We start from the raw sequence: 11,430 nt of genomic DNA, 5'->3' as shown, positions 1-11,430 counted from the left end.
TCCCGTAGAGAGCTCCTTCAGCAATCACGGTATAGGCACCGATAAGAGCATTTCGTACGTCTGAGGGGGTAGAAAGAGCTAATTCAGTAGAAATAGATTGTTTTGGTTCTATGTCCAACTTTGAGCTGCAGGCTCCTGACAGCAAGGAAGCTGTCAGTGTAGTGTATATGATAGTTTTATGTATATTTTTCATGACAGTAAATTTTGAGAACATTTAAAATCCGACATTAATTCCGAACGTGATGGTACGCGCCTGCGGAGGAGTATAAAAGTCTGTTCCCAGCTGATAATTTCCTGCGAAGGTGGTATTTATTTCCGGATCATATCCTTCATAGTTTGTAATAGTAAAGAGGTTTGTGGCAGAAAGATATACTCGTGCATTGTTAATCTTATATTTACTGATGGATGCAGAAGGTATGTTATATCCTAACACTACATTTTTGACACGGAAATAAGAACCGTCTTGAAGGTAGCGTGACGAAGGGCGAGTTCCGTTGGCTTCGTCAAATCGAGGTTGTGGAATATCCGTGATATCCCCCGGTTGTTTCCAATAGTTCATCTGAGAGACCAATTGGTTGTCGAAATAGTCACCATTAGCTGCTTGGAATGCTCCAGCAGCATTGTAGATGTCATTGCCATAGACGAACTGCGTTTGAATGTCTAGGTCAAAGTTTTTGTAGGAAAATCTGTTACCGAAGCCGCCATAAAATTTAGGATGTGGAGTTCCAAGCTCTTGGTCTCCAGCGGCATTATAGTCGTTGGTGGTAGCAGTACGTGTGTCGTCAACATAATATAATGCATCGCCGTTGTTGGGATCTACTCCTGCATACGCTTTACCATAAAAGTATCCGAACGGTTTACCTTCTTCCACACGCCCTAGATACCTACCTCCCGGATATATAGGCTGACCGTCCACCAATTTTAATACTTTGTTTTTGTTGAATGCAATATTAAAAGAGGTTGACCATTTAATGGTGTTGACTAGGTTACGGGAGTTGAAACTGAACTCCAGTCCTTTATTTTCCAGCTCGCCATAGTTTTGCAAGATAGAGGTGAATCCGCTTGTAGATATAATAGGTACGTTGAGTAAGAGGTCCGTGGTTTTTTTATGGTAAGCATCGAAGGTGAATGTAAGGTGGTCGTTAAAGAAGCCTAGATCCAAACCTATGTTTGTCGCTTTTGTATTTTCCCAAGTAAGCTCACGGTCTCCTAAGGTTGTAGGTTTTGTTCCTGGGGTACCTGCATAGTTTACTCCGGAATATAAGGTGCGCCATAGATAGTTGCCGATTTCGGCATTACCGGTAAGGCCGTAGCTAACCCTTGCTTTCAGGTAGTTCCATGTGGAGCCATCGCCGAAGAAGTCTTCTTCTGATACTACCCAGCCGATGGATGCAGCAGGGAAGGTACCATATTTTCTTTCCGGACCAAAACGCGATGATCCATCTACACGTAAAGATCCTTCCAAAAGATATCTGTTCTTCAGTTTATAGTTTATCCGTCCGAAGTAAGAAAGGAAAGAGAACTGATCCTCGTAGGAAGAGGCGTCCGATTTTACCGCTGCACTAGCGATCTTTTGAAACTTGTCAGAAGGGAAGCTGTTTCCTTCAGCTTGTGTGTATCTGAATTGTCCGTCTTGGTAGGACATACCTAAGAGGATAGAAAAATCGTGTATGTCGTTGAAAAGTTTGCTATAAGTTAAAGTGTTGTTAAAGTTGTAGTTTATGGATTTGGCGATGTGACTGAAACCGTAGCCACCCACATCTCCTCCATCTTGGGTTCGGGATCCCAAGAACATTTCTTCTTCCAAGATCAGAAGGTCTAAACCATATTCTGTCCTGAAGACAAGATTTGGGGTAATCTGTGCAGTAGCATAGATGTTGGAGAAAGTCCTATAAGTATTAGACATTTGACGGCCGTTCTCTAGGTCGATAAGATTGTTATAATAGACGGTGTTGTTGTTCAGCTCGCCATCCGCGTTGCGGATAGGTTGTATTGGCGGAAGGGCGTTCAGCTGTTGTGGGTTAGAAAAAGCGTTGTCACTACTCACGCGGTAGTTGTCGATTTTATTGAGGTTTATATTGCCCCCGAAAGTAAGCCATGTACTGACATTGTGATCGAGTCCTAGGCGGCCGCTGGTACGTACGTATCTGTTACCGACAAGTATGCCTTTGTTGTCGTTGTGTGCTCCTGAAGCGATGAATCTGGTTTTGTCATTACCTCCCGACATGGTAAGGGAGAGTTGCTGAACATTGCCTGTGCGGAACGCTTGGTTTGCCCAGTCGGAATCGTAGTTTTCATCCCAATCATTTGTTCCCGTCCAGTCTTCCCAGAATTCAGACATGGAGGAATATTGGTCTGGAGCACTTCCTATATACCCTGCATTGGTAAGGGAAGCTGTCAATAGTTCTCTATACTGCTGACTATTTAGAAATTTACCTACTTTGGTTGGCTTGCTGCCACCATAGTAGTATCCTACATCAATATTTGTACGGCCGGCTTTACCTTTTTTTGTCGTTATTAATACCACACCATTAGAACCGCGGGCTCCGTAGATGGCGGCGGCCGATGCATCTTTAAGAATATCCATGCTCTCGATGTCATCGGGATTTATTGCTGCCAGAGGATTCTCTGGCTCGGTGTATGTGCCCATGTCTCGCGTAATTACGGGCACGCCATCAATAACAAATAAAGGTTGGCTGCTGGCTGTAATAGAGGATGTTCCTCGTACACGAATCTGTAAAGCTTGGCCTAATTTTCCGCTGCTAGAGTTTATGAATACTCCGGAAGCCCTCCCTTGTAAAGCGCTTTCTATGGTGGGAAGTGGTACATTCTCCAAATCCGACATTTTTACAGTGGAAGTAGATCCTGTGACATCTTTTTTGAGCTGGGTGCCATAACCCACTACGACTACTTCATCTATGGTGGCTTCAGAAGGTAATAATGTTACATCGTATGTATTGCTGTTGGTTATGGGAACCTGTTTGGTGTGATAGCCGATATAGCTGAATACTAACGTTCCTGTGTTGCTGCTTATCTCTATGCTGAATTTTCCAGAAACATCAGTTTGTGTAATCTTATTGCTCTCCGATACTTTAACTGAAACCCCTGAGATGGGATTTCCTGAACTGCCATCGGTCACTGTGCCCGATATAGTTCTATTTTGTGCATATATAAGTTGAGTACTAGATAAACAAAATAGAATAAGCAGTAATAGCTTGCTTCTCATAATTTTAAGTATTGTTTTGTTAGTTTTAGTTAAATTATAAAAAATTAAAGAGGTATTGTTGGCAAGTAAGGATAAAAATTAAACAAAACAGGTTTTACACATATGCGTATAAAACCTGTTTTATTTTTCTAGTTAAAATATTTTTTATGGAGTGGTATTGGAAACAGGGATGATCTTGCCGTTGAAGTATTTGCTGCCGTTAAGAGCGAAATCGGCAACGTATCTACCCATTTCGAAAGCTAATGTCCCTGCTTGCATTCCAGGAAAGGCAGCTTCAAACATTTCTGTCTGCGAAGATCCTAGGGCTAGGCAGTTGACTTTAATATTTTTGTCTTTCAGTTCTTCTGCCAGACATTCGGTAAGGATTGCCAAAGCTCCTTTACTTGCCGAATAGGCGCTGAGCCCCGGAAATTTTACTGAGCCCTGAAAGCCGCCCATACTACTAATGTTTACTATATGGCCTCCCTCACGCATCAGAGGGACAATATGTTTTATCATATTGGCATGTGCCATCACATTCGTTTGTAGCATATGGGCAAACTCCTCCATAGAGGTATCTAAAAAAGGTTTGTTGATCAATGCCCCTGCATTATTGATAAGAATGTCAACCTTATCGAATTTGGATTTGACGAAGGGAATCAATGAGTCCGGATAGTTGTCATACACGATATCGAACTGGGCAGGAAAGAGTTTGCCTCCGTCGAAGTTGAGATCGCTAGCAATCTCATGCAGTCTTCGGAGCTTATCCGCTGAGCGGGCCAGAGCGATAACGTTGTTTTCCTTTTTTGAGGTGAGGTCCAATACAGCTTCAAATCCTATTCCACTGCTAGCCCCTGTGATAATAATATTTGCCATAATTAGTCGTAATCTTCTTTTTCTTTTACAATTTCTTCTTCTACTTCTGCTACGGAAGGTAGTTTTTTGGCGCCGAGCCGTTCAGGACGTATCACATAATAGATACCCGAGCTAGCCATCAGCAAGGAAATAACATAAAAAAAGATACTCAAAAGAAGTGCACTATGTATATCTATTTTAAGGTACATGGCCCCATACATCATGACGAGCTCCCTTAATCCGGCACCTCCGCCGATGGATGGAACAATGGATACCAGTGAGGAAACAAGAAATAGCAAGAGATATGGTGAAAATTTATCCTGGAAGTCCAAAGAGTATAAGATGAGTATGGCTGAAAGCACCTGAAATCCTTGCACTCCTAAAGCTTTGATATGTGTAATAAAAAACTTTTTCGAGAAATCTTTAAAATAGGTATGGAGAATGAAGTAATAGCTTAGTGTACCTAATAGCGCTGCCGAAATGGTTATATAATTGGGTATAGCTAGTCGCGGCATAAAGATAATCAACGCACAGGTGATGATACACAGAGCCCATAAACCGCTAAGGCGGTCGAAAAATACGGCACTTAATATCTTTCTTCCACGGACATGATGTTCTTTCTTCAGAAAGTATATTTTATAGCCGTCGCCTCCAATACCTCCGGGAAGGAAGAAATTGTAGAGGAGGCCCAGCTGATACAGTCGGAAGTTGTATCTTTCAGTAAGGTTGAGCTTAATAACCTTAAAAAAAGAGTTGAGTCTCCAAGAGGCCATGAGCTGGGATGCGGCATATGCACAGAACGCCAAGAAGAGAATGGTCCAATCGCAATTCATCAGTTCGTTTTCCAGCTCTTCCAGACTGATATCTTTGTTATTTCGGATATTTCTTATCACCCAATACAAAGCCCCTAGCGTAACTAAGACTTTGGATATATTTTTTAAGATTTCTAAGGCTCTGTTTTTTTTCATAAATTATGATTCTCTTAGCAAAAGTAAAGATTATCATAAGAACAAAGGTGTAAAGTTGAAATTTGTTGTGGTATGATTTTTGGATGTGCTAGAAAAGTGCAGAGAGTGTATCTTTGCTTTAGGATTAGATATTCTTTAAATTATTAATTATGCGAAAACACATTCTATCATTCTTATCGCTTGTTGTGGCGGTTGTTTTAGTTTCAGCGTGCGGTGCTCAACGTAAAGATGGAGGCTACTCTAATGTACCTGCAACAAGTAATGAAGGGCCTACTGCTTCGCAATGGAGAAATGGCGTAAAAGGTACTTGGGTGTTAAATTCTGTGACACGGGAGGATATTCCTCAGACTTATACTATTAAGAATATTTTTGATGAGGCTCCGGTAGAATGTTTTATCGGTAGCGTGTGGCATTTGCCTACAGGCAACTATAGAGGAAGCATTACTTTCAATGCTTCGGGAACGTTGTGCGCTACAGGAGCGGTGAGAACGATAATCTGGTCCATCTACAATCCCGGCAAAGGCATGGGACAACCGGAATTTCAATTCAAGAAGCTATATGCAGGAGATAAGGCGGCAAACGTGACTACCGGATATAGATTGGGTCTTTCATACGCCGATGCACAGACATTGACAATGCGTATGCCCGTAGACTTGGATAATGGATCCCGAGGTTATCTGATTTTCAATTTTACAAGAAATCAATAATAGTATTGAAGAATAGGTTTGTAACAAAAAAGGTCCTGAAATTTTTTCAGGACTTTTTTGTTGGGAGCAATTTATAAAAGGTGTACTTTAGAGGTTAGTAGTTATAAACTTAAATAAACAATCACTTCAGTGTTTTTTAGCATCTTGTTATGAGGTATATATTTCCATTTTTGCTTCTATGTTTTTTTTATTTCAATGTGTGTATAGGTCAATCTTATCGCTATAAAAATGAGACTTTGCCTGTTGAGGAGCGGGTTCAAGACTTGTTGCAGAGGATGACTCTTGAGGAGAAAGTTGGTCAGCTTTCCAAAGAACTGGGCTGGGAGATGTATGAAAAAGATGGAGAGCATGTTTATGTCAGCAAAAAGTTTAAAGGATCTGATAGCTAAAAGACCCATAGGAGCTTTATGGGCTACTTTGCGTGCAGATCCGTGGACAAAAAAGACGTTGATAACAGGTCTCTCTCCTCAACAGGCCGCAAAAGCTATTAATGCATTGCAAAAATATATAATTGAAAACACCCGTCTAGGTATCCCGCTATTAATTTCGGAGGAGGTACCTCACGGTCATATGGCCATTGGGGCTACTGTTTTTCCGACGGCAATAGGCCAAGCTAGCACATGGAACCCTAAGCTCTTGGAAGAGATGGCTTCAGTTATTGCTAAAGAGACATACGCTGTGGGTGGAAGAAATGGTTATGGACCTGTGTTAGATTTGGCAAGAGATCCTCGATGGTCTCGCACAGAAGAAAGCTATGGAGAAGACGCCTATTTGGTGGGAAAGATGGGAGAAGCAGTTGTTAAGGGGTTGCAAGGTCAACGTTTGGGAGAGAAAGATAAAATAATGAGTACTTTAAAACATTTTGTTGCATATGGCGTACCTGAGGGAGGGCATAATGGAGGTTTCAATACCATAGGGGAAAGAGAATTGCGACATCATTTTCTTAAGCCTTTTGAATCGGCTGTTAGAGCAGGAGCAGGATCAATTATGACTGCATACAATTCCATCGACGGAATTCCGTGTTCTTCCAATGAATGGCTTTTGAAGCAGGTGCTCCGTAAAGAATGGGACTTCCAAGGATTTGTAGTTTCAGATTTATTGAGTATATCAGGACTGCAAGGGAATCATAGAACGGCGGCGAGTGGAGTGGAGGCGGCCACGCAGAGTATACAGGCAGGCTTGGATATGGATCTCAGCGGTGTGGGCTATGGCGATAATTTGTTGAAAGCTGTCAAAGAAGGAAAAGTAAGTATGCAAACATTGGATAGCGCCGTGGCTAATATTTTAAGAGTGAAATTTAAGCTGGGTTTGTTTGAAAATCCGTATGTGGATGAAGGTGAAGTGTTGGCAAAAGTAGGTACTATGGAAAATAGGGAAATAGCTAGACAAGTCGCTCGAGAATCCATTGTGCTGCTAAAAAATGAGAATAACCTGCTTCCTTTAAAAGAAGGAGTAAAGCATATAGCGGTAATAGGACCTAATGCGGACAATATTTATAATCAATTGGGGGATTATACTGCACCACAGCCTGATGAGAAGGTAGTTACCGTTTTGGATGGTATACGTGCTTTGGTGGGCGATAGAATAAAAGTCCAGTATGAGAAAGGTTGTGCTATACGTGACACACAACATTCAGATATTGAAAATGCTAAAAAGATTGCCAAACAGGCAGATATAATCATTGCCGTAATGGGAGGCTCCAGTGCAAGGGATTTCCGTACTTCCTATGAAGAAACCGGTGCAGCACGTGTTGAACAGAAAACGTTAAGTGATATGGAAAGTGGAGAGGGATATGATCGTGCTACATTGGATTTCTTGGGAGACCAACTTAAATTATTGAAAGAGCTACATAAATTAGGTAAACCTATAGTTTTGGTTACTATAAAGGGGAGACCGCTGAACCTATCGTGGGCTCAAGAAAATATTCCTGCCATTGTTGAGGCTTGGTATCCCGGTCAGGAGGGGGGGATGGCTATAGCTGAAGTATTGTTTGGAAAGTATAATCCTGCAGGAAGACTGCCTATTTCTGTTCCTAGAAGTGATGGTCAGCTGCCAGTCTATTATAATCATAACAAGCCAAAGCATCATGATTATATAGAAATGGAGGCAAAACCTTTATATCCTTTTGGTTATGGGTTAAGTTTTAGTCATTTTACATATCAAAATCTAAAAGTGAATGTGGTTGAGAAGAGTGAGGATTTTGAATGTACGATATCTTTTGAGGTAAGTAATACTTCTGATATTGATGGAGATGAAGTGGTTCAGGTTTATGTAGTAGACGAAGTCAGTAGCGTAGTTACCGCAGTCAAACAGCTCAAAGCTTTTGAAACGTAGACATATAAAAGCTCATAATACAGCTTTATTTTCCTTTAACCTCAGAAAAAATGATTTGAAATTATGGGGAGCTGACAAAAGATGGAAAACCGAAAAGGGAAGCTTTAAAGTGTTGGTAGGGAAATCATCAGAAGATATTCAGCTGGAAGGAGAGTTTAGTTTGAGTAAAGATTATTCATTATAAGGGAATCCTTGAATATGGATTCCCTTATAATGAATAGAAGATGTCTTATTTGACTGTAATTTGGAATACTGCAACATACTCGATTTTGTGATCGGGAGGTATAATCGTAATAATGTGCTTATCTTTCTTCCATTTTAATTTTCCTCTTATATCCTAGTAGTTTTATGTTCTTGGATAGACTGTTCAGGAGCTATTTCAAATCGGTATAAGGAAGGTTGTTGATAAGTTTCTCCTTCTGAAAGATGAAAGACGTTGATATGCTTAGAGTCTTTGGATCGCGTATAATAATATGAATCTTTGTGATAAGGATATATTGTTCGTGTTGAAAAAATCGCTGACTTGTTTATATTTATCCATGGGGTCAGTTGTTCCAATCTTTCGTAAGCAATAGGATCAAAATCCCCATTAGGTCCAGGAGCAATGTTGAGCAAATAATTTCCCCCTCTTGAAATTATCTTTACTAAGGTTTCTATTATTGTCTTTGTGGGTTTATAGTTATCATTGGGGACGTAACTGAAAGAATCTCCCATGGTGATACAGCTTTCCCATGGAATATGGAGAGGTTGTTCAGGTATGGATTGTTCTGGAGTTACATAGTTTTCCCATTTTCCCGGTACGGTTCTATCTACAATAATTATTCCGGGCTGGTTTTTTCGGGCCATAGAGCCAATCCTGTCCATATCAATATCCTGTTCCAATTTTATCGTTTTTTGCCAATCGACAGTTGTGTCTACGGTGCTCAAAGGTCTTACCCAGCCTCCGTCTAGCCATAGTATGTCTATTTTCCCGTAATTAGTAGTAAGTTCATTTATTTGGTTAAATGTGTATTGTTTAAATTTTTCCCAGCGATCTGGGTACTTTTGGGGATCGTAGTTTACGTTTCTGTCTTTTGGTGGAAAATAAGGCCACCAATAATATTCGGAGTGCCAGTCTGGTTTAGAGAAATAGGCTCCTATTTTGAAGTTTTCTTGACGGAATGCTTCAAAAATTTCTTTGGTAATATTGGCTTTAGGATGTGTTGAAAAAGGAGTTTTAGGGTCTGTGATTTTATAGTCAGACTCTTTGGTGTCAAACATGGCAAAGCCATCGTGATGTTTGGTTGTAAAAACGACATATTGCATGCCTGCAGCTTTGGCTGCTTTTGCCCATTTTTGAGGATTGAATTGTATAGGGTTAAATGTTTTTTGTAGATTCTCGTAATTCTTTACGTATTCATAATAACTAGCTCCATGTTCTTTTTTTCGTTGTGTCCATCCTTCATCTTCCGGACATAAGCTCCAGCTTTCCACTATTCCCCACTGACTATAAGTACCCCAATGCATAAATAGGCCGAATTTTAAATCTTGCCAATCTTCCAGATTCTTTATTACTAAAGGGTCTTCGGGTTTTTGGTATCCTGCTGAGATGTTATGTGCTTGCCCTAAAGTGCAGGTATAGTATAAAGCAAAGATAAAAGTCAATAATATTTTCATGTGACATCCTTTAAACGGAAGAGCCACTAGAAGTGGCTCTTATCCGGTTCAAATTAATTTAAATCCCAAAATAGCTTTGTGTTTACATTATCCTGATCTTTTACCGCATTATAATTTTCCCCGTTATAGACAATTTCGGATTGCGGTAGGTTCCATTTTGCTGGAGGTGTTTTTTGTGTGTCAGATTGCTCTACTCTGAATGCGAATACTGGATAATCTAGGCGTCTTACTTCAGACCAGTTTTCTACCGACTGTATGATATTCAGATGGAGCCACTTTTGCATAGCAATAAGTTGTATATTATTTGTACCCCATCCTATATTATTTATATAAGTGTTTATTTGTGTTGCTGTTGGTGGAGTTGGAGCACTTACTATACTGTTATTGCTTACAGCGCGGATACGTTGTTGTAAATCGATAGATGCTTTGATACCTTCTTCAAAATCCGTTCTAGCATCCGCTGGATTTCCATTTCTAGCCTTATATTCTGCTAACAAATAACGCACTTCTGAGGCTGTCACTAGTATCCCAGGAAAATTTTGGTTTCGTGAATAGGTAGAGCGGTTATAAATCGCAATTTTGCTAGGTTCTGTCGGAGTGCCAGCAATAAGTGTACTTTGCGTAGAAGAAGGTAGGGATTGGTCTAGGCCTATGTATTCATTAGGAGCGGCTCCAGCACCTGGTTCAAACATATAAGGTAATCGAGGGTCTGCATTGGAAACCATATGGTCAATCATAACTTTTCCAGCTATGTTGTTATTCCAGCTTTCCAAGGCATCCTGAAAACCACTGGAGTTAATATCTGAACCGTTGTTGAAAATGTCTACCTGAATATTGTCATCATTGTTTAGTACAAGAGGATAAATGGTAGGAGAGGCAAGTATTTCGTTGATTTCTTGGGTCGTTCTGGCGCTGAAAGAGCCTACTTGGCTTACTCTCATTAACATTCTCAGGCGTAATGAATTGCAATATTTTTTCCATAAATCAATAGAGCCTGAATTTATTAAATCCTGAGTTTTGAAGGATTCCAAAACTGTACTTGGTGGAGTAATGTTGTTTAATTCAGTGCTTATTGATTTAAGATCATCTAGCATTGCTGTATAGATATCTTCGGCCTTATCGTATTTAGGATAGGAAATAGCGTAGTTGCCACCATTACTACTTAACTTGCCGGCTTCAGACCAAGGGATGGCTCCATGCAAGTCTACTTGTTGCTGGGTTTGATCATAGAAGAATATTTTAGCCGCTAGAAGAAATATTTTCTTTTCTTCTTTTTCAATGTCTAGACTAGCGTCATAAACTTTTTCTAGTTCTCGGAATTGAGCTAGCCCCTGATAATATCTTTCCCAGCGGTCGGTAATGGCTGCTGCTCCTGGAAGAAGCTGATTTTCGGAGTTTGCCCATCCTATAGTTTGTATGTAGCGATGGATGGTAGGAGCCAGCGTTACAAAGTAGTTTCTATAGGTAGGGACTACCAATTCGCGGTAGGTATATTGAAGACCGGCAAACTGTTTTTCAATTGTTGTTTCCGTAACTTTTGATGGATCACGATACCAATCATCAAAAGAGGATTTTTACACGATATATTGACTGAAAGAGAAGCAGCACATAAGTCCTGCTATTCAATTCATTTATTTTCCTTCTATTTCATTAATTAAAATACTAAGCAACTGTAACATTAAACCATAAGTTCTTGTATGGAGAA

Annotated in this window: 10 protein-coding genes; 4 read left to right on the top strand and 6 right to left on the bottom strand. The window is 40.3% G+C overall.

Annotated features, from left to right (window positions below):
* The 4 genes from SD31_RS13170 to SD31_RS13155 form a co-directional block, all read right to left on the bottom strand.
* The coding region (locus tag SD31_RS13170; RefSeq protein WP_197053724.1) for a hypothetical protein at positions 1–193 on the bottom strand (193 nt) is incomplete at its 3' end.
* 21 nt (positions 194–214) lie between these two features.
* Entirely contained in the window at positions 215–3,226 is a 3,012-nt protein-coding gene (locus tag SD31_RS13165) for a SusC/RagA family TonB-linked outer membrane protein (protein ID WP_039054467.1), read from the bottom strand.
* A 144-nt stretch (positions 3,227–3,370) separates the two neighbouring features.
* A complete protein-coding gene (locus tag SD31_RS13160; protein ID WP_039054466.1) occupies positions 3,371–4,081 on the bottom strand; it encodes an SDR family NAD(P)-dependent oxidoreductase in 711 nt (236 codons plus the stop codon).
* 2 nt (positions 4,082–4,083) lie between these two features.
* On the bottom strand, positions 4,084–5,028 hold the full coding sequence (locus SD31_RS13155) for a lysylphosphatidylglycerol synthase transmembrane domain-containing protein (RefSeq protein ID WP_039054465.1): 945 nt from the start codon (positions 5,026–5,028) through the stop codon (positions 4,084–4,086).
* A gap of 185 nt (positions 5,029–5,213) precedes the next feature.
* Here SD31_RS13155 and SD31_RS13150 point away from each other — a divergent pair, with 185 nt between their 5' ends.
* The 4 genes from SD31_RS13150 (at position 5,214) to SD31_RS16725 (ending at position 8,253) form a co-directional block, all read left to right on the top strand.
* Positions 5,214–5,735: a hypothetical protein gene (locus tag SD31_RS13150; protein ID WP_231561640.1), complete on the top strand. Its 522-nt coding sequence runs from the start codon at positions 5,214–5,216 to the stop codon at positions 5,733–5,735.
* Between the two features lie 236 nt (positions 5,736–5,971).
* Positions 5,972–6,124, top strand: a complete 153-nt coding sequence (locus SD31_RS17655; RefSeq protein ID WP_197053723.1) for a hypothetical protein — start codon at positions 5,972–5,974, stop codon at positions 6,122–6,124.
* On the top strand, positions 6,090–8,069 hold the full coding sequence (locus SD31_RS13145; RefSeq protein WP_197053722.1) for a glycoside hydrolase family 3 N-terminal domain-containing protein: 1,980 nt from the start codon (positions 6,090–6,092) through the stop codon (positions 8,067–8,069). Before SD31_RS17655 ends, SD31_RS13145 begins: the two co-directional genes overlap by 35 nt.
* 55 nt (positions 8,070–8,124) lie before the next feature.
* Complete coding sequence (locus SD31_RS16725; RefSeq protein WP_231561638.1) at positions 8,125–8,253, top strand: hypothetical protein; 129 nt, start codon at positions 8,125–8,127, stop codon at positions 8,251–8,253.
* Positions 8,254–8,399: 146 nt separating this feature from the next.
* Here the strand turns inward: SD31_RS16725 and SD31_RS13140 are convergent, their stop codons facing one another.
* Both SD31_RS13140 and SD31_RS13135 read right to left on the bottom strand, forming a co-directional pair.
* The gene (locus tag SD31_RS13140; RefSeq protein ID WP_231561636.1) at positions 8,400–9,725 is read right to left on the bottom strand and encodes an alpha-L-fucosidase; all 1,326 of its coding nucleotides are present in this window, start codon (positions 9,723–9,725) and stop codon (positions 8,400–8,402) included.
* A gap of 53 nt (positions 9,726–9,778) precedes the next feature.
* Entirely contained in the window at positions 9,779–11,203 is a 1,425-nt protein-coding gene (locus tag SD31_RS13135; RefSeq protein ID WP_197053721.1) for a SusD/RagB family nutrient-binding outer membrane lipoprotein, read from the bottom strand.
* Positions 11,204–11,430 lie beyond the last annotated feature (227 nt).

The organism is Sphingobacterium sp. T2 (assembly GCF_000814685.1).
GTDB classification, from domain to species: domain Bacteria; phylum Bacteroidota; class Bacteroidia; order Sphingobacteriales; family Sphingobacteriaceae; genus Sphingobacterium; species Sphingobacterium thermophilum.
Note: the sequence above shows the minus strand (reverse complement) of the source record. Positions and strands in the feature narration are given on the sequence as shown.